This window comes from Streptomyces sp. NPDC047042, assembly GCF_040644035.1.
Taxonomy (GTDB): domain Bacteria; phylum Actinomycetota; class Actinomycetes; order Streptomycetales; family Streptomycetaceae; genus Streptomyces.
In genome coordinates this window covers 129,117-155,820 of sequence record NZ_JBEYVP010000025.1, presented here as the reverse complement: position 1 = coordinate 155,820, position 26,704 = coordinate 129,117, and the positions used below count along the sequence as shown (strand labels likewise).

6 protein-coding genes and 1 pseudogene are annotated in these 26,704 nt (G+C 72.2%); 1 reads left to right on the top strand and 6 read right to left on the bottom strand.

The features are described 5' to 3' along the window. Positions 1-91 precede the first annotated feature (91 nt). On the top strand, positions 92-2,377 hold the full coding sequence (locus tag ABZ855_RS28425; RefSeq protein WP_360811539.1) for a glycoside hydrolase family 95-like protein: 2,286 nt from the start codon (positions 92-94) through the stop codon (positions 2,375-2,377). Between the two features lie 92 nt (positions 2,378-2,469). Here the strand turns inward: ABZ855_RS28425 and ABZ855_RS28420 are convergent, their stop codons facing one another. From ABZ855_RS28420 to ABZ855_RS28395, 6 genes and pseudogenes are all read right to left on the bottom strand, one after another. Beyond that, on the bottom strand, positions 2,470-3,666 hold the full coding sequence (locus tag ABZ855_RS28420; protein ID WP_360811537.1) for a mannose-binding protein: 1,197 nt from the start codon (positions 3,664-3,666) through the stop codon (positions 2,470-2,472). Between the two features lie 45 nt (positions 3,667-3,711). After that, complete coding sequence (locus tag ABZ855_RS28415; protein WP_360811535.1) at positions 3,712-6,642, bottom strand: hypothetical protein; 2,931 nt, start codon at positions 6,640-6,642, stop codon at positions 3,712-3,714. Between the two features lie 188 nt (positions 6,643-6,830). Next, positions 6,831-24,185, bottom strand: coding sequence for a hypothetical protein (locus ABZ855_RS28410; protein ID WP_360811533.1), 17,355 nt, complete (start codon positions 24,183-24,185; stop codon positions 6,831-6,833). Continuing rightward, positions 24,186-24,539 carry a hypothetical protein gene (locus ABZ855_RS28405; RefSeq protein WP_360811531.1) on the bottom strand — a complete coding sequence of 118 codons (354 nt, stop codon included), beginning with the start codon at positions 24,537-24,539 and terminating at the stop codon, positions 24,186-24,188. 2 nt (positions 24,540-24,541) lie between these two features. Continuing rightward, a complete protein-coding gene (locus ABZ855_RS28400; RefSeq protein ID WP_360811529.1) occupies positions 24,542-25,009 on the bottom strand; it encodes a YbaB/EbfC family nucleoid-associated protein in 468 nt (155 codons plus the stop codon). An 82-nt stretch (positions 25,010-25,091) separates the two neighbouring features. Further along, positions 25,092-26,704 (bottom strand): annotated as a pseudogene (locus ABZ855_RS28395) (microtubule/TRAF3 and DISC1 binding protein); the annotation flags it as partial.

Below are 26,704 nucleotides of genomic sequence, written 5' to 3'. Positions count from 1 at the left end.
TCGCCCCCAGACCCCCGCTTCGGCCTGAACGGCCTCGTCCTCAAACGCCGGACGGGCTGGTAGTCCATCCCCGTTTTCTGGAGGCACCCGTATGACCTCTCGCAGAGCAGTGCTCGGCTCGGCGCTGGGCGGTACGACGCTCGCCGCCCTGCCCTCGGTCGGCCAGGCCGCCGCCACCACGGCCGCACCCCGTCCCTGGAAGCTCCGCAACCGTATGGACACGTCCGACGCCTGGAGCAAGTTCCTGCGCGCACAGGACCTGTTGTGGCGCAGGATGCCCACGCTGTGGCACGAGGGCCCGTTCCTCGGAGACGGGCGTCTGGGCAGCATGGTCTACCGGGAACCGGGCGTGAACGCCGTCCGCTTCACCGTCCAGCACGGCGAAGTCCAGGACCACCGGCCGGAGTTGGGCAGCGGCTGGGGTACCTGCCGGCTCCCCGTGGGACATCTGACCCTGGACCCGGTCGGCACCATCACCGGGGTGGACTGGCGCCTGAGCCTGTGGAACGCCGAGCTCACCGGCACGATCACCACGGACAAGGGCACCCTGACCCTCGCCGCCCTCATCCGCGACGGCGTCCTCGCCGCGCGCGTCACGGCGGACGGCGACGAGGAGGTCCACTGGACGTTCCATCCTGAGGAGGCGATCAGCCCCCGCAAGATCAGCGAGGCCCCGCCTGCGGACTACGTCACCAACCCGCCGTGGACGACCCTGACCACCGGCGACATCGAACAGGTACTCCAGCCCCTGACCGGCGGCGGTCAGACCGCGACCGCGTACCGGCACTCGGGCGACACCCTCGTCCTCACCGTCGCCCACAGCCACCCGTCCAACACCCGGGCGGCCGAGACGTCGCTGAAGAAGATCCAGAAGGTAAAGAAGACAGGCTCGTACGCGGCCCTGCGCGGCCCCCACACCCGTGCCTGGCACGCTTTCTACCGCAAGAGCTTCGTGTCGATCCCCGACGAGCGGCTGCAGAGCTTCCACTGGATCCAGCTCTACAAGGTCGCGTCGGCGAGCGTCGCGGGGGGCCCGCCGATGGCCACCTGCGGCCCCTGGCTGGAGCCCACGCCCTGGCCTGCGGTGTGGTGGAACCTCAACATCCAGCTGGAGTACTGGCTCATCCACGGCTCCAACCACCTGGAACTCGACTCGCTGGCCACCACCGTCCGCCAGAACCAGGAACAACTGACCGCGAACGTGCCCGCCGCCTACCGCTCGGACAGCGCCGGGGTGGGCCGCAGCTCCGACATGTTCGCCAACCGGACCGTCGGCAGGCCCGGAACCGGCGCCGAGGTGGGCGATCTGACCTGGGCCCTGCACAACGTGTGGCTGAGCTACCGCCACAGCATGGACGACAGGCTGCTGCGGGACACCGTCTTCCCCCTGCTCCGCCGGGCGGTCAACTACTACCTGCACTTCCTCCAGCCCGGCGACGACGGCAAGCTCCACCTTCCGTCGACCCTCTCCCCGGAGTACCCGGTGGTCCCGCCGCAGGACACCAACTACGACCTGGCGCTGATCCGTTGGGGCTGTACCACCCTCCTGGAGGCGGCCCGGCGCCTCGGCGTCGAGGACCCGCTCGCCCCTCGCTGGCAGGAGACCCTGGCCAAGCTGACGCCGTACCCGGTGGACGCCAACGGTTTCATGATCGGCGCGGACACCCCGTACGCCCAGTCCCACCGCCACTACTCCCACCTGCTGATGGTGTATCCGCTGTACCTGGTCAACTGGGACCAGCCCGAGCAGCGCGAGCTGATCGAGAAGTCGGTCGTCCACTGGCACGCGCTGACCGGCGCCCACCGCGGCTACAGCTACACGGGCGCCGCCTCGCTCTACGCGATGATGGGCCGCGGCGACACCTCACTGACGTACCTGAAGAAGTTCTTCGACCCCACCACGCGCTATCCGTGCCGCGCCAACACCCACTACACGGAGGCCGGCCCGGTCATCGAGACCCCGCTGTCGGCCTCACAGTCCCTGCACGACATGCTCTGCCAGAGCTGGGGCGGCGTCGTACGCGTCTTCCCGGCCGTCCCGTCCGCCTGGCAGGACGTCACCCTGCACGACTTCCGCACCCAGGGCGCGTTCCTGGTCAGCGCGGCTCGTACGGCGGGCACCACCCGGTTCATCCGGATACGCAGCCTGGCCGGCGAACCCCTGCGCCTGCGCCACGACCTGACCGGCGGTCGGGTGAGCGCGGTGCTGGACGACGGCACCCCGGCCCGCACACGCACCTCGACGGACGGCACCCTCACCATCGAGCTGGCCAAGGGCCGGGAGGTCCTGCTGTACGCGGGGGAGCGGCCCGACCTCGTGATCGAGCCGGTGGCGCCGGGGGAGCGGGGGGCGGCCTGGGGGCTGCCCCAGCCGTAGTCGGCCCCACCCACGGATGCCGCAGGCCCTGCCCGGACGATGTCGGGCAGGGCCTGCGGCAGGTCGCGTGAGGCGCGGGGACGGTCGGACCGTCAGGTGGACCAGATGACGGTGCCCTTGTCCACGATGACCACCTTGGTGTCGGACCGCAGGATCAGTTTGGCGCCCGGGTGCCCCTGGGTCTGGGAGGCCCATACAGGCCGGTTGTCGCCGTTGTAGACGACGAGGTTGCCGTCCTCCTGGAAAATGGTCCTGTGGTTCTTTCCGAACATCATGGACGCCCACCGCGCCTTGTTGTTCTCGTCGTAGACGACCAGGTTGCCGTCCTCCTGCTGGACCAGCTTGATCCGGTTCGTGGTCCAGGACTCACCGACGGAGATCGTGCTGGGAGCGGAGACGGACGTCTGCGTCCACACGGGGGCCTTGGGCGGGTCCGGTTTCGGGGTCGGCTTGCTCGCCGGCTGCGGCTTGGGAGCCTTGGCCGTCGACGGCTTCTCGGCGGTCTGCGGCGGCTTGGCCTGTGACTCCTGTGACTCCTGTGGTTTCTGCGCTTTCGGCGGTGCGGCGGCCGGAGAGCGCGGCGGGGCCGAGGTCTTGGACACCTTGGGGCTTGGGGGTGCGGTGGGCCGCTCGGTGGCGTAGTCGTCCGGCGACTCGCTCGCGGCGTCCATGCCCAGAATCGTGTCGGAGTCGTCCCGCTGGGACGCGCTCTGCACGGTGTCCGACTTCTTGCCGTCGTCCTTCCCGCCCGACATCAGCAGGAAGGGTACGGCGATCAGTACGGCCCCCACGATGGCCGCCGCGGCCAGCATCGGCTTCTTCGGACGCCCCACATGAGCCGCGTGGGTGTCGCTCTCGGGCGGCGCCCCACCCGCTGCCGCCGCGACGGCGACCGGCATCGCACCCTCGGGATCCTGCCCGCGCGCGCCCGTCGCGGAAGCGGCGCCCTCTTCCGTGGAGGCGCCCCCGCTCACGGTGGTCGTCGCCTCCGGCTGGGTGACGGAGGCGGCAGAGGTGGCGGACGCGGACCGTTCGGATGTGGTGGAGGCGGGGCGCTCGGATGTGGTGGAGGCGGGGCGCTCCGGGGCCGTCGAGGGGGCGTTGGCCGTGGTGCGTTCGGGGTCGGCGGACGTGGCCCGCTGCTCCGGGGCGACGGCGGGCCGGCCGCCCGGGGTCAGGGCGCCCTCAGGGGGCTCCGCCGAGGCCGACAGGGCGACCGCGACCCGTACCCGTGGTGAGCCGTTCGCGGTTCCGGGTGCCGTCCCGTCGCCCTCGTTTCGTGCGCCCATCCAGTCGTTCCTCTCATCAGGACAAGTGGTTCATGTCGTCCGTGGTCAGTACTCGCCGACCGGCCCCGAGCAGCGTTCGGGCCACTCCTCCGGGTCCGGTGACGTGCGGTCCTTCAGGGCGTGCCGGAGTCGTTCGAGGGCCGTGTGGTCGGCGTCCTCCAGCACTCCGGACGTCGTGGTCAGGTCGGGGAGCTGGCGGAGCAGCACCAGCGGGGTGGCGCCCTCGGTTCCCGCGTCGAGGACGTCGACGACGTCGAGGACCCTGAAGGGGGTGCCGGGCGTGAAGACGATCTCCTCACCGGAGTCCAGCAGCTGCCGTACCCGGCGGCCGGTGATCGACCAGATCGCGTAGGCCACGCCCCCCACCCGGTCCTTCCCGGCCGGGTCCAGCGGCACCCCGCTCAACGGCGCGGGATCCCGCAGCACCGCCCCCGGCCGCAGCTCCCCGTGGCCCGGGGCGCCGCCGGGGCCGCGCAACACCGCGCCACGGTACGAGGGCAGCCGTCCGAGTCCGGAGGCCAGACAGGCCGCGTACGGCAGCAGCCCGGGCTCCCCGTCCCGTAGCGACCGGGTCAACTCCCGGTGGCTCAGCGGCGCTTCGCCGCCCTGGAGGTACATCCGCACGGCGATCAGATCGGCGCGGGCGGCTTCCTGGGCGGCCCCGCGCAACGTCGGCATCCCGGCGAGGGCCCGGTTCACGGCCGCGCTGTGCCGCTCCCAGGCGGCGTCGGCCAGCACGCGGAAGGAACGCCGTTCCTCCTCGGTGCTCTGGTGCCGGGGCGGTATCGCCCCGGCGGGCAGCGGGCGGCCGGCCGGAGGAGGCGGTGAGGACTTGGGGGAGGGGGTGGGGGCAGGGACGGGGCGGGCAGGGGGTGGCGTCGGGTTGTTGGGCGTGGGGTTTGGGCTGGGTTCGGGGGTGTCGGAGGCAGAGGCGGGGCGGGGTGTCGGAGTGGCAGGGCGCGCGCCCGGGGCCGCCGCTGAGGTGGGTATCGGGGGCGGGCTGCCGGGTTCGCTCTGCCTTGGTTCCGGCTGCTTCGGGTCCGGGAGTGCGGTGGGGGACGTCGTGGGTGCGCGGTTCGGCTGGGGGGCGGGGGTGTTGCTCGCGGTGGGGAGCGTGGGGGGCGGGGTCGGCGTAACTGGGGTCGCTGGCGCGGGAGTTGTCGAGGCTGGGGGCGCGGGTTGCGTGGCGGCAGGGTTGTCCGGGGCCTCGGGTGTACTCGTCGTACGGGTCTGGGCGTTGTCGCCGGTGGTGGACGCGCCGCGGGCGCCGCGCGGAGTGGTCGGCGGGGTCTGACGCAGGGGCTGACGCGGGGTCGGTGGGGCGGCAGGGGTGCCTGCCGCCCCTGAGGTTGCCGTCCCTGAGGTTGCCGTCCCCGAGGTTGCTGTCCCTGAGCTTGCCGACGCCGGGCTCGATGCCGCTGCGGGGGCTGTCAGGGGACGACGGCCCTCGGGTTCCGTCCGCTCGGGTTGCCGGGGTGCCGTAGGCAAGGGCCCGCCCGTCGCTGTCGGGCGGGGGGCCGGTGGCGTCGGCTCCGGGTGGGCCGGGGGTTCGGGTTGTGGTGCTCGGCGGGGGGTCTGGGGCTTGGCGAAACGGATCATGCGGAGACCCTGGTCGGCGGCCAGGCCACGCAACGCTCGGCCGCCGTCGAGCGGAGTGCCGTGCACATGGAGGGCCGAGCGCTCGCGCAGGGCGGGGGCGAGGGTCTCGAGGAGACGGGACAGGACCGGCCACAGCGAGGAGTCGAGCCGCTCGCCGGGGCGGCCGATCTCGATGACCGGACCGTCGCCGCTCACCGGATGCACACTGTTCGGCGGCGGGGCGCCGTCACGCGCCCCCACCCACAGCCCCGCCCTCGTCGCCGTGGCCTGCCACTCCTCGGAGAGCCGGACCACCCCGTCCTCCGTACCGCCGATCTCCTCCAGGGGCGGAGCCCAGTGCAGCAGCCCCGGCGGCGGAGGGTTGTCGGCGTCCCCGGAGGGCGGGCACACCACGGCGTCCACGAACGGCACCCACACCGGCCCCCCGTCCGCGCCGACCAGCACGGAACGGACACCGTACGAACCCAGCGGGCGTTCGGCGGCGAACAACGGCAGCCCGGTCGTGACCTCGACCTCCGCCTTCAGCATCCAGGCCACCGACTGGCCGAGCCGCAGTACATCGCGCCGCCCGCCCGGGGCGAGCCGGACCCGGGACCGTACCTCGGCCGGCAGGGTGATGAGCAGTTCGGCGACCTCGGACGCCGCGACGTCCTCGCCCCACGGCACGCCGACGACCACAGCGGGACGCTTGTTGTCGACCGGTATCGCGTGGAACACGTCTCCGGGCCTGGACGCGGTCGCCTCCGCCGGACGGATCAGCAGGCCCGCCGGGATCCGGTCCACCACGCAGCCGTCCGCCATCCGGGCGGGCGCCCGCTGCACGCCCGTCTGCCACTCGGGGGCAGGTGTGCGCGGGCCGAGCAGCTCGGGCTGCTCCCCGGGCGCGAACCGCCACCAGCCGCTGTCACCGGGAGGCACGAACACCGAGCCGCCCGGCACCACCAGTACCTGCCCGTCGGGAGCCTCGACGACCAGTTCCCAGGCGTCCGCGATACGACGGGCCAGGGCGGGCCGCTCCGGGCGGTCGTCCCCGGCGCCTGCCATCACCAGCCGTACGGAGCGGGTGCCCTCCGCGTGCAGGGTGTCGAGCAACTCGCTCAGGCGCGGCCACAGCGCCCCCGCCGCGCCTTCCGGCACGGTGGCGACGATCGTGACCGTGCCGCTCTCCGGGTGCAGCGTGTGGGCCAGGTCGGCGATGTCGGCGGGGTCCAGGGTCTCGTCCGAGGCGGGGCGCAGGAGGAACAGGCCGTCGTGGTCCTCGACCAGGACTCGCTCGGCAGGCTCGCCCGCCCCCTCGGTGGAGGGTGACACCCGTCCCGTGTCCGCCGCCGGGCGGCCACCTCTGCGCCGGCCGAGGGCGCCGCCCCAGCGGCTCACGCCCGGCTCCCGTCGACCGAGGCGGGCACGGCACGCCTGTGCGCGCCGGTCGCCATGGCAAGTCCACCGGAAGACAAGACGCGTACCACCCTTCGAACCTTTCTTCACCCACCCGACCGGAATCCCTCCCGGCCGGCCTGAACGTGTGTTGCACAAACGTTCGGGGGGAGGGTCAACACTACCTACCGCTAATCGACTTGAACGCCGGGCGCCTCCTCCGGAACCCCGACGAGACGGCCGTCACTGCCAAAGACGAGGAGAACGGTCACCGCGCTCCCACCGGACCCGCTGGACCCGCCGAGGAGCGTCACCTCTCCGTCCGCATCCACCACGGCCACCCCCTTCACCCCCTCGAACAGGTGCACGGCAATCGCGAGTAGCGCGGACAGTCGTGTCTCCGCGTCCGTGTACGCGGGTTCGCCGAGCAGTACGTGGAGGCGCTGAACCGGCGTCAGATCGCCGAGGGGCAGGTCGCCGCCGAGCAGGATCGCCTGGGTGCGCTGGGAGTTGTCGAGGAGCACCCCCAGTTCCTCCAGCCGCGCCACGGAAAGGCTGAGGTCACTGGCCGGCTGCGGCACCGTCCCGGCGGGCACCTCACCGTCCCCGACGCCACGCACCAGCCGCTCGCGAAGGGCGTTCACCGTGTCGATCCCGGCGTCCGCGAGTGCGGTGGGCGCCGTGTGGCGCAGTACGGACAACAGGGTGCCGGTGTCGTCATCGGGCGCCGCGCGCAGGGTGAAGGCGGTTCCGTCGAGTACGGCGGTGAGCGCGCCGGTGCGCTGGAAGCCGGGCGTGCCCGGGATGTCCTCGGCGCCGCCCGGGGAAGCGGGGGTGGCAGGGGCAGCCGGGGTGTCCACGCTGGTCGTGGCCGTCGTGGCCGTCGTGGCCGTCGTGGCCGTCGTGGCCGTCGGGATGGTGGGGGCGCCGGTGTTCGTCGGCTGCGGCTGCCCGGACACGGCGCCCGAGGGCGTCGTCTGGAGTGCCGTACCGTCGGTCGACGCGTCGCTGCCGTCGTAGTGGTTGAAGCCGTTGTAGTAGATCTCCACGCTCCTGCCGGCGGCTCCGCCGACCCCCTGCGCTCCGAGGCTGCTGACCACGTGGTGCCCTCCTGTCGGGAGGGTTCGTGCCACATCGAGCCGGACCCCGAAGGCGTGCGCCGTGAGCGCCGGGAAGACCTCTCCGTACGCCGACTCCCAGTTCTGCGCCCAGCTCTGTACCGCGTTCAGGAGACCGGCCAGTTCCTCGGTGGTGAGCGGGGCGGGGCTCGTCGCGTAGGCCAGCGTCAGCTGTCTGCGCAGTTCGTTGTCCGACAGGCTGTTCAGTCCGCCGGGCGGCACGGGGAGGCCGTGCCAGCGGGCGAGCGCGAGCAACTGGGCCGTGCGGGTCTTGCGCAGTTCGGCGCTGAACTCCTGCGTGGTCGAGAGCCGGAGCTGACCGATGATCTCGTGGGGCAGCTGCCCGCCGCCCGTCGCGCGGACGAGGTAGTCCGTGATGAACTCCCGCATGGCTGCGGTCACTTGATCCGCCTGCGGGTGTGGGGGCAGGACGCTGGTGTTGGAGTACGCCTTTGCCCGTCGCTGGAGGGAGGTGCGCACGGCGCCGGTGTCCGACAGCCACTGGAAGGCCCCGGGGTGGTCGGAGGCCAGGCCCGGGAGGTTGTGGCGGACGTGCTGCGGCGCACTGGCGAGGAACGAGTGGAGCAGGCACTCGCCGTTGGCGACGGTACGGATGGAACGGCCCCCGGCCGGAGGCAACAGGTTGGCGTCGGCTTTGGCCTTCCCGGAGCCGCCACCTGCCGTCTTCGACGGTGGCACGCCTGCCGAGGAGGACGACGCGGCTGACTGCACGAGCGGGGATGCGGGCGGGGTCACCGTCACTTTCGAGGGCGCGGGCGGAGTCATGGTCGACTTCGGGGCAGCGGGCGGCGTCCCCGTCTTCGACGTAGGCGCGGGCGGCGACATGGGCGGGACCGGCGGCACAGGCTTCGTCTTGCCCTGCGCCGGAGGCGCGGGCGGTATCACCGTCACCGTCGGAGACGCGGGCGGTGTCCCCGTAACCGTCGAAGGAGCGGGCGGCGTCCCCGTCTTCGGCGTTGGCGCGGGCGGCGCCACCAGCGGGTCCTGCGACGCGGGCGGCGTCACCAGCACCGTTGGGACAGTAGGAGCCGGCGGCGTCACCAGCACCGTCGGGGCGGCAGGCGTCGGCGGCGTCCACGGCGCCGTCGGAGGAGTCGGTGGTGTCACCGTCAGGGTCGGTGTCGCAGTGGTCGTCCGCGATTGTGTCGGCCCCGGTGCCCCCGGTCGGGGTGCCCGCAGTGGGCCCGGATTGCGGGCCGGGGTGGAGGCCAGGGACGACAGGGGGACGCTCACCAAGCCCTCGCCGCTGGTCTCGCGGGCCCCGCCGAGTGTGCTCGCGAGGTTCGGCAGTTGCTGCTCGGCGGTGGTCTGGTCGGTGGCCCGGTCGGCCTGGTCCTGGAGGGCGAGGACGATGTTCCGGTTGAGGGAGCGCAGCCCGTCCCGTACGGCATCGTGGTGGGCGGTGACCGTGGCGAGGTCGTCGATGGCCGTGTCCAGGCGGGTCTGTGCACCGGACGCCTTTGCCGTCGCGTCCGCCAAGGTCTGTTCAAGGTCCGGCAGTTGGTCGGCGGCCGTAAGGGCGTTGGCCCGCGCGGCCTTGAGTTCGTTCTGGAGGCGGACCTGGTCCGCGCGCAGGTCCCTCAGCTCCCCTTGGACCAGGGCGAGCCGGTCGCCTGCCTGCTGGGCGCGCTTCCGCGCTTCGGCCGCCCGTGTCTCGGGTACGGTGCCGGCGTTCTGGCGGGCGATGTGATCGAGGAAGGCGTCGGCGGCCCGTGCCTCGCCGGACGCGGCGGACTCCCGCTGCCTGGCCTCCGCGATCCTCTCGGGCAGGGCGAGGAGCGCGGCGGACAGCTTGCGGCTCTCGCTCTCCCAGTGGTCCCGCTGCGCCCGGCCGGAGGCCAACGCGGTCTGCGCGTCGGTGAGTTCGGTCTCGGCGCTGTCGAGGGCGGTCCGGGCCCCGGTGCGTTCGGTGGTGGCGGTGTCCAGGTCGGACCGGGCGGTGGTGAGGGCGTCGCGGCTCTCGGCCTGCGGGCCGCGCAGGTCGCTCTCCCGCTGCCGTGCGTCGGCCTGGGCGCGGGCGGCGTCGGCGTGTGCGGTGATCCGGGCGGCGAGGTCCGTCCAGGCGTCGGTGGTGTCCGCGTCGGTGCTCGCCAGAGCGCCGGTGGCGTCGAACCGCCAGTGCCGCAGGCCGTCGTCCGTACGCAGCACCAGCTCCACCGGGCGGTACCCCAGGACGGCGGTCCGGGAGGCCGCGTAGAGGGCGCGGCCCAGGAGGGAGCCGTCGGGGTCGGGGCCCGTCGCGAGCCAGAGCTGCGCGGCGGGATCCGCCGGGTCGAGCCGGTCGGCCAGGGCCCGGGGCAGGTCGGTCAGCGGGTGGGTGGTCCAGTCCCGCAGATCGGCTGCGGGCTGGTCGGCGAGCATCGAGCGCAGGTCGTAGATCTGCGGATCGGTACGGGCGTCGGTGATGCCGTACCCGAGCACGTCCCGTTCGGACAGCCGCAGTTCGGCGCTGCCGATGACGTGCCGGGTGCCTTCGGGGCCCTCCACCGTGATCACGACGTCGGCCATGGTCTCGTAGCTGCGGACACCGCGCCCGTCCGCGGGCACCGCGCTGCCGCCGGTCTTGAACCACTCCCGGCGGGTCGCGGCGCCCGCCGAGCCCTGCCCCTGGGTGATGGGCTGCTGGGCCAGCAGCGGCACGCCCACGCCGACGATGTTGCGGCCGTCGCCGCCCGCGTCGTAGGCGGCCTGCAGACCGGCGCCGGGGGTGACGCCGGTCGCCAGCAAGGTCGAGGCGGCCGTGGTGGGCAGGCGCAGCCGGTCGAGGGTCACGTCTCCGGCGTCGGTGACACGCCGGGGGTTGTGCAGGGAGATCCGCAGGGTCGGGGCCGTGTCGGGGTCCGGCTCCAGGGGGTAGGCGCCGGGCAGGGTGTCGGTCAGGCCGGCGGTGGCGCGGGGCAGGTCGAGGCTGATCTCGCCGGCCTGGATGAGTTCCCCGATGCGTACGGCGGTGGCCTCGGCGGAGCTGGAGGCATCCGTCGACCGCCACTCGGACGCCAGCCGGGGCGCGACCGTCCGCAGGGCCTGTCCGAGTTGGGGATAGCCGTTGAAGTGGAACACCGGGGTCGGCCCGGTGGGCACGATCCGCTGCCCGTCGGTGACCCGGCGCCCGTCCGTACCCGGGGGCGCCTGGGACGGGTGGACGTCGGAGACGGCGGCCGGGAGCGGGGTGGCGGGCGCCGGGGGGTCCGCCGCCTCGCTGCCGGTGAAGCGCAGGGTGACCTCCGCGGGCACGGTCACCGTGCGGGCCGGACGGCCGTGCAGGGTCTGGTCCAGCCAGTCGGCGAGGCCGGTGTCCCCGTCGGAGTCGTACCAGGCCAGCATCCCGCCCTCGACAAGGCCGCCCGGGACGTCCAGCGGCCAGTCGGTGACGAGTTCGGAGCGGACCGAGGCCACGTACTCGTACTCGAGGTCGAAGTCGGCCGCGTTGTCGGTCCGCATCCAGAAGCGGTCCTCCGCCGAGGCGGAGACCTTGCTGCTGTCCGTACGGACGCCGGCGACCGTCAGCGCCGGGCCCGTGCGGTCGGTGCGGGCGTCGTCGGCGGGGCGCGGGTAGCGGGTCGTGGGGTTGAAGGTGCCGGTGTGCTGGCGGGTCTCGGAGACGGCGCTCGAGGTGTTCGCCGGGGCGTGGATGTGCACCTGCTCCTGCCCGGTGCCCGCGCCCGCCGGCCTGCCGCGCACCGTGCGCAGCCCCGCGGTGTCCTGTACGGGCCTGGCCCTGAGGGTGACCTCGACGAGCCGGGCGCCGCCCTTGGCCACATGCCGGAAGTGGAACCGCTGGACACCGTGCGGCCCCCGGCCGGGCAGTGCGCGCAACGAGGTCGGCATGGTGAGGTCGGCGATCCTGGCTCTGACGCCGGGCAGGTACGAGGCCCGGCCCGGCGTGGTCGAGCCGGGCGCCTCGCGTTCGACGAGGGCGGTGAGTTCGGTGCGCAGCCGGTCGCGCTGCTCGGCCCGGCCGTCGGGGCCGCCGCCGAGCTGCTTGACGGACAGGACACCGGCCAGGCCCGGTTCCCCGGTGCGGGCGAACCTGTCCGGCAGGGGCAGCGTCGCCTCGGGCCGCTCGGGCGCGGTCAGGCCGTCGATGTCCTCCAACCAGGCCGCGTCGCGGGCGAGTTGGGGGTCGGTGAGCAGGAACTGCGCCGCCTCCGGCAGCTCCACGGCCACCGTGATCGGTTCGGCGCTGCCGAGACCGAGGCTGTTGCCGAGCAGGTTGCGCCGTCCGTGCCGGACGGTCATGAGGATGGTCGCGCCGCTGCGGACGCGGTGCTGGGTGCCGCTCTCGGTCGGGGTCCGGGTGACGCCGGTGCTCGATCCGAGGGTGTGCGTGTCGTCCGTACGGCGGGTGAACCCGTAGCGGCCGGAGGGGTTGAACCTGGCGGAGGGGCCGGGCTTGGGCGCGCCCTCGGGGACCTTCGGGGGCCGCTGCTGCGACGTGGCGGCGACGGCGACCCCGTGGCTGCTGCTGGTGGTGGTCTGCTGGGCGGCGGTGTCGGTGGCGCCGACGTCCGTCTCCAGGTACTGCTTGGCGCTGTGGAGGTGCTCCGGGTCGTGCAGGAAGCCCTGGAGTTCCACCGAGAACTCGTGGTCGGCGCCGAGGCCGGGCAGGGTCAGGCCCTCGATGACGTAGCCGCCCTTGAAGATCTGGTGGGCGCGTGCGACGAGGTTGGCGGGGCTGAGCGCGGTCCGCAGCGCCTCGGTCGCCGGTGAGCTCTGGTCGGTGATGTCCGAGCCGGTCAGGGCCTCGGACGCCCAGTCCCTGGCGGGCGCGGTGACCGACGCCACCTTGCCGGGCACATAGGCGGCGACGGTGTCCCACGCCTGGTCGAGCAGGCCGCGCTCGGGGTGACCGGGGTAGGTGTTGGTGACGGCCTGTTCGAACGCGTCGAGCAGGGCGGCGGTGCCGCGTACGCCGTCCATGATCGCGTCGTCGGGCAGCCGGACGACACCGGGCAGCGGGTTGCCGTCCGGGCCGGTCATGGCCAGCTTCGCGTGGTCGTCGGCGTTCGCGAGGCGGACGCTGTGGCCGGGCGGGGTCTCGCGCTGCTGCCCGGGCTCGACCGTGCGGTGGTGCGGGACGAGGAGGGTGAGGCGCCCGCCGACGGTACGGACGACGGGACGCTCGGGCTCCGCCGGGCGCTCGATGTCGGGGGGCGCGGCGGCGGACACGTCGTCGTCCGGGTGGTGCCCGGGGTCGGCGAAGCGCACGGCCGGTTCCGTGCCCGGACCTTCGTACAGGTCGAGCGCGAGCTGCGCCGGAACCTCGAACACCTCGGCGGCCTGGCCGCTGCCGATGAAGAACTGGTCCTGGTTGATCCCGGCGCCGACCGTGGCGGTGTGGGCGGTGCCGGCCGTGTACGTGTAGTCCCCGCTGCCGCCGAGCGACCACGGCCGGTCGCCGCCGACGGGTCCCGACGCGCCGCCGCCGAAACCGGCCTGCCAGCCGTAGGCGTAGCCGTTCGACTCGGTGCCGCCGATACCGAACGACGAGATGCCCATGTTCTGCACATCGGGCAGCGTCCGGCGGTGCCGCGTCTCGGTCCCTGGACCGGTGTCCCGGAAGGCGGACAGCCGCAGTTGGACGCGGCGGGTGCCGCCGGTCCGCGTCGGCCGGTCGAACCACAGGGCCTGGCCGCCGTCCAGCATGGCGTCGACCGACGCGCGCAGCCCCACCTCGGAGCGGGCCTGTTCGAACCGCCGCAGGTTGATCAGCTGGGCCTTGGCCCTCTCCTCGTCGAACAGGGTCCCGGACGTCGGCTCGGCCGGCGGGAGGAAACCCTGCTCGCGCAGCCACGACTCGGCCCGCCCGAAGAGCTGTTCGGTGCCCGTCACGGCCAGCGGGGCGGCGGACATGCCCAGGTTCCGCAGGTTCTCCAGATCGTCGGGCAGCTCACGCGGGCCCTCGCCGGGCGCGTGCTCCTGGCCCGTCGCGTCGGCCTTGCTGAGGATCCGCAGCCGCATGCCCTCGTCCCAGGGCCCGAAGTCGTGGGACGTACTGCCGCCGCGCGCCCGGATCAGGGTGACCCGGTGGGTCACCCGGACCGGGCCCAGCAGATGGCTGCGGTTGCTGCGCATGGCGTGGGTCATGCTCGCGGAGCCGCCCGAGGCGAGCGCGCTGTTGGTCTGCCACTTCGCGCCCGCCTTGCCGACGAAAGTGCCGGAGACCACCGACGAGGCCCCGGCGTGTCCCTGGGCATGGTCCCCGGTGAACGAGGGGCCGAGGCTGCCGTCCAGGGCGACACCGCTGGTCAGCTTCGCCGAGCCGTCCACCTTCACCGTCTGGGTGACATGCGCCTCCAGGTTGATCTTTCCGTCGAGCGAACGGTGGGTCGCCGCCACCGGCTCCACGACGGTGGTGAGCCGCAGCATCCCGATCGCGTTGCCGTCGCCGTCCAGCAGAACCGGCGAGAACACGCCCCGGCCGCGCTGCAACGGCAGCGTGCCGCGCAGGACCGGCTCGGACAGAAACGCCTCGAGCTCCCCGACCGAGGACTTGGACAGCGCCGCCAGCTCGGTGCCGAAGGCCTGCCGCACCTCCGCCAGCAGCCGCCCCGGCTCCCGGACCGAGTCCACACCCCACACCGGCAGGTCGTCGAGATCGGCGGGCTCCGGCAGCTCGCCCTCGTGGTCGACCGCGAGATGCTCCGGGAACCAGATGGTCACCGGTCCGTGCGACCTGGGCGGACCCCAGTACACCGGCGGTGCGAGCGGCGTCGAGTCCAGCCGTACCTCCCACTCCCCGCTGAACTCGAAGGGCTGCGACAGCTCGTTGCTGCGCTGCGCGGTCATCGTCTGCACGAGGTTGGTGACCGTGGTGGCCGAGGAGAACTGGTTGTGCGTCAGCGTCAGGGACAGCGCGGCGTCGACCGCCCGCACCGGCCCGGCCGCCGCGATCGGAAACGAACCGGACCACGGCACGGGGATCGCGCGGACCGTCCCCGACGCGACCGTGCCCGACGACTCCTGCGTACCTTGCGCACGCCGCTCCACCCGGCCCTCGGGATCGGTGACGCTGTTCGCGCCGTAGCGCTCCGAGCGGACCGGGTCACGCAGCGCGAGACGCACATCGACCGTGCGCTCCCGGCCCTCGTGCACCACCGTGACGCTCAACCCACCACTGCTGCGCAGATACGGCAGCTCCCGCGCCAGCTCCTCCGCGCTGAGCCGGTCCCGCAGCCGGCCCAGCACCGGGTGGTCGTCGGCCACGGGCCGGGGGATACCCAGCGCGGCCATGACCTGGTCGTGCAGCCCGTCGACCACGGCGGCGGGCAGCGGCTCGACATGGACGAGCCCCACGTGGCCGTCGTGCTCGGAGCCGTAGGACCGGACGAAGGACGAGGGGGGCGTGGTCCAGATGCCGGTCCCTTGCCCCGACTGCTCGGACTGCTCGGGCTGCTCGGCCTGCTCGGACTGCTCGGCCTGTTCGGAAGCGACCGGGGGCGCGCTGTGCAAGGCGGCCTCGGCGGCTTCGGCCTCGCGCTGCCGCAGGGGGGCCAGCTTCTGCTGGATCAGGGCGTCGATGCCCGGCCGGCGTGCCTGCCGGGCGGCCTCCGCCGCGTCCGCCGCCGCCTGCGCCACCTCGGCGGGGGGCACCTGGCGTCGCGCGGTGACCAGGGAGGCGAAGTCGCGGGCGTTGCCGTGACCGATGCCGATGTTGTGATGCGTACGGTCGGTCATCACCGCGGCGACATCCTGCGCGGACCTGAAGTTCGCCCCCGCGCCCGTGCGCAGCCGTTCCTGGTGGATGAGCGCCGAGTCACGGATCTGGTAGGCGCCGGACTCCTGGTTCGGCGTGCCGAAGCGCCCCGCGAAGCCCCAGTAGTCGGCCCAGGGCAGGGTGAACTCCACGACCACCTCGGTGTCCGACGCCGCGTTCGCGTTGCTGAACACGCTGGTGTGGGACAGGGAGGTGGTGAAGAACTTCCGGTACTCGTTGCTGCGGTTGTACTCCATCGCGGCGCCGATACCGGCCGCCGGGTTCCTCGCGCCGAGGATCTGCGCGGCCTCCTCGGCCGACATCTTCCGGTAGAGCCTGGCCGGTTCGCCGCCCGTGTGCGGGATGACCGTCGGCAGCGCCGCCTGCTCGTCCCGGATACGGACCAGGTCGTCGTGGAAGGCGCGCATCCGGGCGGCCAGCGAGTCGTGCGTCGCCAGTCGGCTCGTCAGGATGTCCTGGCCGTCCGCGAACACGTAGTAGCCGCTGTTGAAGTCGGCGGCGGAGGCGTCGGACTCGAAGAAGTCCGTGTAGGCGCGGAAGTAGTCCTCCATCACGTCGGCGGTGATCCGCCTGGCCGGACCCGAGGGAGCCGCGTGCATCCCGGCAACCGCGTCCGAGTCCGTGTCATCGGCGACGCTGTCCGTGTCCACGTCCGTGTCCACGTCCGTGTCGGCGTGCGTATCCGCCGGGGAAGAGGAAGTCCCCGTCGCCGTAAGGGACTTGGCCGCCGAATCCGTCACGGGCTCGGGGTCCCCGTTGACGCCGGCCATGAACTCCCGGAAGTTCTTGAGGACGGTGTTGTCCGCACCGGTCGCGGCCACCGGGTTCGCCGGTCGGTTGTGCACGGCCTGCGGATCGGTTCCGTACAACCGCCGCAGCAGCGACAGCAGGCGCGGCTCGTGGTCCTCCACCCACTTGTCGCCGTTGTTGCGCGTGCGGCCCGTCGTCGGGTCCGTGCCGTGGTTGGTGCCCAGGTACGCGTTGCTGAGCTGGGCGAAGAACTCGTACTCGTTGAGGGCGGAGTAGGTGTCGGCCGGCCGGCCGGTCAGGTCCTGGCCGACACCGTCCGGCCACTGCACCTGCGGGCCCGGATCCCGGCCCTCCGCCACCGCCTCCCGCCAGGCGGCCTCCTGGTCCTTCTTGGCAGTGAACACATCCTTGATCAGGTCGCGCTCGCCGTCGGTCAGGGCGGCCAGGTGCAGCAGGTGCGCGATCTCGTGGGTGGCCGTCGAGTAGCCCTCGGCCTGGTGCGGGGCGGGTCCCACCGGGGTGGTCTCGCCCAGCAGGTTCTCCTCCGGGACGGCGGCGGTCAGCCCGCCCGTCGTCCCGCGCCGCTCGTCGAAACGGCGTCGGGACTCCGCGTCCAGTCGCCGGTGGAGACGGGTGAAGGAACTCATCCGCGACAGCGGCACGTCCTGCGGCAGCACCACCACCGCCCCGCCCGACATCAGCAGCTGTGCGGTGGTCCCCTTGTCCTGCAGCATCCGTGCCGTCTGCGCGTACGTCTCGTGCCGCGACGACACCGGCCGCAGCACCTCACCCGGCACCACCACCAGCAACCGTGCCGCCACCCGCGCGAACTCCGCGGCCGACAAGGACTGCCCGGCCCCGTCCACGAACGGCCGATGCGTGGCCAGCCACCGCCGGTGGGCCGGGTCCAGTAGCTCCAGGGTCTGGTTCAACTCCCCTGCCGGCAGCGCGAGCAGACCCGTCACCAGCGCCTCGGCCTCCGGCGGCCGGACCGCCTTCACCACCGACACCGCGTCGGGTTCCACCTCCGAGTCCAGGTCCAGGTCCAGCAGATCCGACCAGTCGTCGGGCAGTACGGGGGCCACCTCGTCCAGCGTCGCCAGATAGTCGACGAACGGCTCGCCGTGCACCGCGGCCCGCTGCCGCGCAGCGTCCAGCTTCCGCTGCACCAACTCCTGTGCCAGCCGTACGCGTTCCAGGTTCGCGGCGTCCCGGGCGTCCTGCGCCGCCCGCGCGACCTCGTCCGCCGACAGCGCGCGCATACCGGTGATCAGCGCGCCGAACTGCTTGCTGTTGCCGTGGCCGATACCGACGTTGTGGTGCGTCAGGTCGGACACGACGGCGTCGACGTCCTCCTTGGACTTGAAGTTCGCCGCCGCGCCGGTGCGCAGTTGCTCCTGGTGGACGAGTGCCGAATCGCGGATGCGGTAGGCGCCGTCCTGCTGGTTGGGGGTGCCGTGCTGTCTGACGAAGTTCCAGTAGCCGTCCCAGGGCAGCGTGAACTCGATGACGGCCTCGGAGGGCGAGGCCGCGTTGGCGTTCTCGAACACGCTGGTGTGGGACAGGGACGTGGTGAAGAACTTCCGGTACTCGTCACCGCGGTTGAAGCTCATCGCCTTCGCGAGACCCGCCTTCGCGTCCCTCGCGTTCAGGAAGTCCGCCGACTCGGTGTCCGCCATCTTCCGGTACAGCCGCATGGGTTCACGATCGGAGTGCGGAATCACCGTCGGGCGCGCCGACTGTTCCCTCTCGATGGCCAGCAACTCGTCGTGGAACTTGGCCATCTGCGGCAACAACTTCGGATGCCGGGCCAGATCCGGGTCCAGGACGGTCTGTTCGTCGAGGAACGCGTAGTACACGCTGTCGAAGTCCCGGGCGCCCTGGTCGGAGAAGAGGAAGTCCGCGTATCCGCCGTAGAACGAGGCCGTCACCGCGGGCGTCAGCTTCTTCGCGGGCGCCGACGTTCCCTCCGTGGCGGACGTCTCCGCCGGGGCGGGCGGCGCCGAAAGCAGGGGCGGCGCGCCCTTGCCGGAGAAGTCGAGGTACGACCTGATGGTCCGGCGGTCCTGCGGGGTGAAGCCGCGCCACTCACGGCTGTTCTGGATGCCGTACACGGCCAGCTCGGCCGTCTTCTTCTCCGCGCGGATCTTCGCGTCGGCGCTGCCCCACCAGGGGACCTCCGACTCCCGCCCGGCGTTCCGCGCGGCGTTGGCGACCACCCACTGCCCGGCGAGGGTCGGCACCTTGTTCAGGGTGATCCGCTGGTAGCCGATGGCCGGCGCGTGCCAGGTCTGCATGCGCTTGGCCTGCAGGTTGCCGTTCTCCTCCAGATAGCGGACGTCGTGCCCGACCAGTGCGAAGGACTCCAGGTTGCCGCTGCGGAACCCCAGGTGCCTGAGGTCGCCGTCCGCGATGTTCCTGAGGTGGTCGAAGACCTGGAGCTGGTCCTCGCGGGTCGCGTCGGGGAAGGCCTCCCGCCAGTCCTCGCCCGTCCAGAACTCCGTGAGGTCGTGCACGTTGGCGTGGCTGTCGGCGAGCCGCCCGAGGGCACCGTTGTGCGCGGTGTCCCCCGCGATGATCACGGTCGTGCCGGGCGGCAGGTCGGCGATGATCTGCCGCAGCCCCTGGGTGCCGGTGTCGTGCTGCGGATGGGCCTCGCCCTCCTGGCGACTGCCCAGCCGCGACCACAGGACGACGTACGGGCCGCGCTCCGGAACCCCACGGGCCGCGAGGAAACCCCGCACCCGGTCGGTGCGGGGGGAGTCCAGCCCCCAGGCGGTCCGCATACGGGCCCGCTCACGGTTCCGGTTGCCCCACAGGTTCGCGACCTCGCTCGTGGCGTACGCGGTCGTCTTCTGGAGCCGCATGCTGCGCAGCCCCGGCGGCACCGGCGGGCTCATATCGGCATAGGAGATCGGCCTGTTGCCGTTGGCGGTCTGGGTGTACAGGCTGTGCGGATCGTCGGTGTGCAGGATGTGGACGCGCTCCTCCTGCGCCCGCAGATCGGCGTCGCGCCGGGCATCGAGCCCCGCCAGCCTCTCCGCGCGCTCCCCGGCCGACAGACCGGTCTTCGCGTAGAGGTCCGCCACCGCCCGGGCGTACTCGGCGCGCACCGAGGCCGCGAGGGTTCTGCGGACGAAGGGGCCCAGCTGGTCGGAGGTGCGCGGCCCTGTCAGCACGCCCAGATGGAGCTTCGGGTTGAGCGTGAGGGCGGTGGCGATGCCGAACATGTCACCGCTGAAGTTGCCGGCCGTGAGGATCAGGGCACGGTACGGACCCGACCCGGCCCGGAAGACGTCGGCGAGGTCCGCGAGGACCCCCTGCAGCCGCTCGACGTCCTGGGGTGTCGCGCCGAAGGCGGCCCACTGTTCCGACAGGGCGGTACGGGCGGCCTTGGTCCCCGACAGCCCGCCCAGCACCTGCCCGAACTGCGCGGTCAGCTCGGCCTTCCCGCCCGCCGGGATCCGGGCGGCGTACTGCCCGGCGCGCCGCTTCACCAACGTCTCGGCGAGAGCGGCGTCAAGGCCCGGATTCGCGCCCAGCGCCCACAACAGGTCGAACAGGGCCGAGGCCCGCTGCCGTTGGTCCACGCCCACGGCCAGCGCGAACGCGGTGTCGATCGCGGAGTCCAGCTCCGACGGGAGGGTGTGGCCGTCCTGGACTTCCGGGGCGTCGTCGAGAAGGCCGTCGGCGGGACCGATGGTGACCTCGACGCCGTCGATCGTGCCGCTGAGCGTGCCCGGGTTGCCGGGGTGCGCCCGCAGTACGTTCGACGAGGAGCCGGACGAGCCGGGGAAGTGCGCGGCCAGGGCCTGGTTGACGGCGTCCGCGTACGGCCGGACGTCACCGGTGCCGAGCCGGAACTCCAGCCGGTCGACGGGACGCGGACTGTCGAAACGCACCGTCGCCTGGGCGCCCCCGGTGAGTACGGCGGGACCCGTGACGTCCCCCATTCGGCCGCCCCCGATGAGGGCGTCGAGGGCCGCGCCGATCTTCTGGCTGATTTCCAGGCTGCGCCGGTTGGCCGCCGGGGTGACCCCGGGCTCGAACACGGGCCCGCTGATCGTGGCCGCTCCGGGCGCGGCGGCCGAGGAGGAGGACGCCGTGGCCGGCGACTGCGCCGACACGATGCGTATCTCATGGCTCACGGTGCTGGGCCGGCCATCGGCGGTGTGGGTCAGCAGCACCTTGTGCTTGGCCCCGGCCTTGAGCTTGGTGCTGGGCTTGGGCACGGTGATCTCACCGGCCAGGCCGGTGGCGCCGATCCGCTCCAGGACGAGGGGCGTCAGCTCGCTCGCGGTCACGCCGGCGCCGTCGATCGTGAGGGTGAGGATCCCGTCGCCATCCTCCTGGCTCTCGACAGCGGCGCTCCAGAGCCCCTCGATCTCCTTGACGGTCTCGGACGAGGTGGTGAGACCGATGTTGGCCTGCGAGGGCGGATGAGCGGGCCGCAGCTCCACGGGCGCCAGCAGATCGGCGGGGTCCTTCGAGACCGTGACCACGGCCGGAGCGGTGAGCGGATGGTCGGTGATCACCGGCCCGGAGTCGATGACGTCCTCGATGCCGCGAAGGTAGTGCGCGGGCAGCCCCGGCTCCGGCAGCGTGTCCGGGTCGGCCATGACCCCGGAGGTGTCCACGGCGGCGTTCTTCGTACGGCGGAACAGGAACCCGGGATCCAGCGCCCGGTCCGCGAGACCGGCGTAATGCAGCAACTCGTGCAGCGCCCGCGCGTCGTTGACCTGTTGCCGCCGCTCGTTCTCCTCGGGCCCGAGGGCCGGGTCCTCGGCGTACAGCTGGAACTCGAACTGGTCGAAATCGGTGGGCCGGTCCACCCGGCTGAGCTTGATGGCCTCGGGGTGGTCGGGGGCGTGTACGAGGTTCAGATCGAGGTTGAGCTGGTCACCGGACCTCGGCAGCGGATCCGGCCCGCCGTTCACGAACGTGTCGAGCAGCTCCCGCAACGAGCCCTGATAGTCGTCCAGTTGGTCGGCGGAGAACCCCTCACCGAACTTGACCGGCAGATTCAGCGTCAGGTTGCGCACCCAGCGCCCGTCGTCGGCCTGGACACGCTCGATCGACACCCGGATGACGGTGTCGCGCCCACCCAGGGTCCCCTTGCCCCGACCCGGCCCGGGAGCCAGGGGATCGGCGGCGGGGTCGTAGCGCTCGGTCCGCAGGGAGGCGGAGGGCGCCCCAGCCTGCCGTCCGCGCCACTGCTCCGGACGGATCGGCGCGGTGGCCGTGGCCACTTCGGCGACGGTGGTGGTGGGGTCCGGGGGCGTTGCCGACGCGGTGGCGAGGGCGACGGGGGGAGCGGGCGGGGCGGGGTCGGTCACCAGGGCCCGACCGGCACCGGTCGGAGCACCGGCGAGTGTGTCGCTGTCGCTGTCGCTGTCGTCGATGTCGTCGCCTGATCCGTAGCCGCTGTCACGGTCGTCGTCGAGGTCAAGGTCGACGTCGAGCTCGAGACCAAGGCCGGAGTCGAGCTTGAGGTCCGGCCGCTTGCCACCCGTGGGGATGCGGACGGGGTCGGCCGGCGCCGTGCCGACCGGCTCGACGAGTTCGGCGTCGAGCTGCCCGGGGATGTGCGTGCCATCGGCGTCCACGCCGGTGGCTGGGGCGGCCGGGGTCTCGGTCGGGGTGCCGCGTGGGGTGGTCGGTCGGCCTGTGTTGCCGGGGTGGGTGGTGGGCGGTGCGTCGTGCAGGGCGATGGGACCGTCGCCGAGCGGCTCGGCGAGTTCCGGGTCTGACTTCCCGGGGGTGTGCGTGTCGGGAGTGCCGTGGGGGTCGGCGTCCACGCCGGTGGGCGGGGTGTCCGGGGTTTCGGTGGGGGTGTCGCGTGGGGTGGTCGGTCGGGCTGTGTTGCCGGGGTGGGTGGTGGGCGGTGCGTCGTGCAGGGCGATCGGTCCGTCGCCGAGCGGCTCGGCGAGTTCCGGGTCGAGCTGTCCGGGGGTCTCGGAGGACGTACGAATTCCCTGCGGCACCGTCCCCGGGCTGGCCGGGGACGCCGTGGGGGAGGACGGGCCGGGCTGGCCGGCGGAGCCCACGGTGTTGTCAGCACCCTCGGCAGCCACCGGGCCGTCGCCGACGACCTGGTCCTCGGTGACGAGCGTGCTTTCCGCGCCCTCCTCGTCGGCAACTCCGTCCGTGCTGCCGTCGGCTGAGTCGGCACTGCCGGACTGGCCCGCCTGCTGCGACGCCCCCGACGAGCCATGCGCACCCGAACCGCTCGACGCACCCTGCGGGCCCGTCGACGTGCCCACCGGAGCCGGGGGCGCGACGGCGTCGGAGCCGAACACCGGCTCCCCGTCGGTCTGTTCGCCGTCGCGGACGATCTCCTGGTCCGCGATGGACTGCGTACCGCCCGTGCTCCCTGTCCCGGTCGCCCTCGGGGGCGTGGAGGAGGAAAGGTCGTCCGACGAACCCGGCAGGCTGGACGCGCCATCGGGGTTGAGTACGGCGTCCATGTCGAGGTCGGGCATCGTCGTGTCGATGACCCCGGAGTCCGGGATGAACGAGGACCCGGAGGTGCGCGGCGGCGTGAAGGCGGACGTCGTCGACCCGGTCGGCGTGCTGAGCGACGGCGAGTCGAACAACGGAGTCGCGGAAGTAGAAGTAGAAGGAGATGTAGAGGTAGAGGTAGAGGTGTCTGAAGTCGTGACGACCGGGATGCTCGGCTGCGGCAGGACAACCCCGTTGTTCCCCCCGATGGGCCCCGACGACGACGTCGTCAGCGGTGCCGGGGTCACCACCGGCCCGGGCGTGAAGAGGGAGGTGTTGGCGGCCCCTCCGACACCCGCACCCGTACCCGTACCCCAGACCCCACCCTTACCCGTCGTCGTACCCGAAGGACCGTTGGACACGGGCGACTTGGACGAGCCGGAACCCCCACCGCTGCCCAACGGGCCCTTGGTGCCGGGCAGATCGTTCAGGTGACGCTTGAAGAGGTCCATGTCGGCGAACCACTTGTTGTACGCGTACAACCCCGCGGCCCCGACCGCGACACCCGCCGCGAGTTCGAAGACCGCACTGGAGCCGCTGCCGACGAACGTCTCCCACTTGAATTCCCAGTTGCCCTCGAACACGCCCTTGACGACGTATTCCGCGAGCCCCTCACTGGCACCCCCGATCACGAAGGCGGCGGCGATCTCGCCGGGGCCGTTCTTCAGGCCCTTGAACAGCAACGTGTCGGGGTCGAACTTGAACTTTGTGAGGACGTCGTCCATGAGGTTCTTGAAGATGTTCTTGAGCGGCTTGAAGACCGTCTCGAACACCTCCATGAACCCACCGGTGATCGCACCGAAGGCGGCGGCCTTTCCGACGTCGCCCCAGTCGACGCCGTCGGGCTTTCGGCCACCGCTGTTCAGTCCGATCTGGGCCAGCCGGACCGCGAGGGTCTGGATGGCCTCCTCCACCGCCCCCGACAGGCTCGGCATCAGATGGGTCATCCGCAGCAGCCGGTCGATGATCATCAGCACCGCGAACCTGCTCCTGGCCCTGGCCAGGAACATCTGCGAAATGGACGCACCGCCCGTGAACGCCATCAGGGCGGCCAGGATCGCCAGTTCGGCGATCAGCATGATGATCTCGGCGATGATCTCCCACTTGGACCCCTGGACCTTCTGGGAGAGATCGATCTGATTGTTCGCGAGATCGTCGAGCTGATCGATGAGACGCTGCACGGGGTCGTTCCCGTACCCCTCGCCGATCAGCATCGTGAGGCCCTGGATGTACTGCTCGGCGACCGCCGGCGGCAGCGAGTCCCGCGCCTCGATGATGGTCTCGCGGGCGGCTTCCCGGAGCCTGATCAGGGCTTTCTGGCAGGCGAGATAGAGGTTACGGCTCGCCCACAGCAGATTCTCCCTGGCCTGGAGGGGCGCCTCGCCCAGCAGGACAAAGAGCATCTTCCGGACGTCCGGAGGAAAGTTGATCTCCTCCACTTAGCGCCTCTCGCCCCCTTCGAGGCCGTCCAGTTTCGAGGACTGCTGCTGGATCAGGTCGTTGGCGCCCTCTTGGGTGCTCAGGATGTTCGTCCGGTTGCCGGAGATCGCGGACCCCAGCCCGTCGAAGACGTCCGCGAACGCGTTGAGCGCCGCCAGGACAGCGTTGTTGTTCGCCTCGTACCGGGGTTGGGTCTCGTCGTGGAAGTCGTCCGTATGGCCGTTCAGGCCACGGTAGGCGGACTGGTCCGTGATGAAGTCGTCAGCGATCTTCTGCGCGTGCGCCGCCAGCCCCCCGGTGTTGCCGCTGCTCGTCTCCAGTCCTGCCGGGTTCGCTTCGTAGGTGCCCGACATGGCTACCGTCCCCTCGGCAAGGTGTCGTCCGTGTCCTCATGGATCTCGTCGCGCAGCCGGTCCCGGGACGGCCGTCCGTAACCGCTGCCGCCTTCCGGGTCGAGCGCGGAGCCGAACATGCGCTCCCAGTCGACGTCGATGCCCGAGATGCCCGTGCCGGCGCCCTGCCGCTCGGTCAGCGGCGCGAAGGTGTCCATCACCTTGCGCGCCATCTGGGCCCGGCCCTCCTGCACGGCCTCCAGGATGGAGGTCGCGAGCTGCGGTCCCGGCATGCTTCGGTACTTGCCGTCCAGGAACCGCAGACCGGTCAGCTCGCCCTGCGGGCCGACCGTGACCTCCACGGCGCGGTCCCGGGACCGTACGGTGGCCGAAGCCTGGCTGAGTTCACTCTCGGCCCGGGCCACGGCCTCCTGCACAGCGGTCAGTTCGGCCATCGCCGCGGCCAACTTCCGCTCCATCGACTCGCTCAACGGGCACCTCTCCGCACAACAGTGGTCATCCGACACGGGGTTACGAAGTCCGCGGCTCCCCGGTTCACCTGGTCCACCCGGTTCACCGGCCGATCACGGCGGGCGCGCCCCCTTCGTCCGTTCCCCAGACGTCGTCGTCCTCCGGCTCCCACGCGTCGCGGGTCCGGTCGCCGCTCTGCGTCTTGGTCTGCCCGGGCCCGCCGGCGCCGCCCGTCCCCGGCAGGAACGGCGTACTGCCGGAGGTGGTGGGACCGCTCGCCGCCACGCGTACCTCGTCCTCGGCGTAACCCCCGCGGCCGGTACGGGTGCCCGCCCTCGGGCGGCGGTTGCTGACCACGTCGCCGTCGAAGACGTTACGGACGCGCTCGCCGTTGTCCCCGGCGCCGCCGCCCGCACCGCCCATGCCACCGCCCATGCCACCGCCCATTCCGCCGCCCATCGGCGCTCCGCCCATCGGCGCCCCGCCGCCCGCGGGGTTGCCCGACACGTCCGAGCCGCTGGTGCTGAGACCGGGGAAGGGGCCGGAGTTGAGGAACTGCCGGGTGGGGCTCGGCTGGGGACCGGACGAGGAGCCGTAGTCCAGCGGCGACTGGTAGGGGGAGCCGTCGTAGAGCTCCTCCTCGTAGGAGTCGTAGCCGTTGTACGAAGGGGAGTTGACGGAGGGCAGGCTGAGGTTGCCGTTGAGGTTGCCGGACGTCGTCGTGCCGTCGGGGTGGGTGACCGTGGTGGTGCCGGTGTCCGCGTCGACGGTCTGTACGGTGCCGTCCTGGTACTGCGTGACCACGTCGCCCCGGGAGTCCAGGTGCGTGACGCTGCCGTCCGGATTGGTCAGCAGGTCACCGGAGTTGAGCGGACCGGAGATGGTGGAGCCGTCGGGCCGGGTCACGGTCGAGGTGTGGGTGAGCGGGTCGATCGTCGTCGAGCTGCCGTCCGGATAGTCGGTGACCACACGACCGTCCGCGTCGACATGGGTGTGACCGCCGCCGGGAATGTCCAGCGCGCCGTCGTTGAGCAAGCCGCCGCCGAGATCCAGCACCCCGCCGTTGACCGGCCCGCCGATGTCGGTGGGCGACAGCTGGGAGAGATCACCGTTGTTGAGGACGGACCGGCGTTCGGCCTCGTACCGCTTCTCCGCCTCGGCCTGCTTCTGCTCCTGCTCGGCGCGGATCTGATCGGCCTTGGCCTCCGCCTCGGCCTGCCGCTGCTCCTGCTTGGCCTCCGCCGCGGCCCGTTCGGCCTTCTGCTCCGCCTCCTGCTGCTCCTGCTTGGCCTCCTGCTCGGTGCGGATCCGGTCGGCCTTGGCCTCCTGCTCGGCCTGTTTGGCCTCAGCCTCCTTCTCCCGCTGCTCCTGCTTCGCTTCCTGCTCGGCTTCCTTCGCGTCCTGCTTGGCTTCCTGCTCGGCGCGGATGCGGTCGGCCTTGGCCTCTGCCTCGGCCTGCTTCGCCTCGGCCTCCTTCTCCTTCTCCTCCTGCTTGGCCTCCTGTTCGGCCTCCTTCTCCTCCTGCTGCTTGCGCTGCCGCTCCTGTTCGGCCTTCGCCTGGTTCATCTGGGCGATCTGGAGCTGCTCCTGACGAGCCTGAGCCTCGGCCTGCTTTGCCTCGGCCTCCTTCTCCTTCTGCTCCTGCTTTGCCTCAGCCTCGGCCTGCTTGGCTTCGGCTTCCTTCTCCTTCGCGTCCTGCTTGGCCTCTTGCTCGT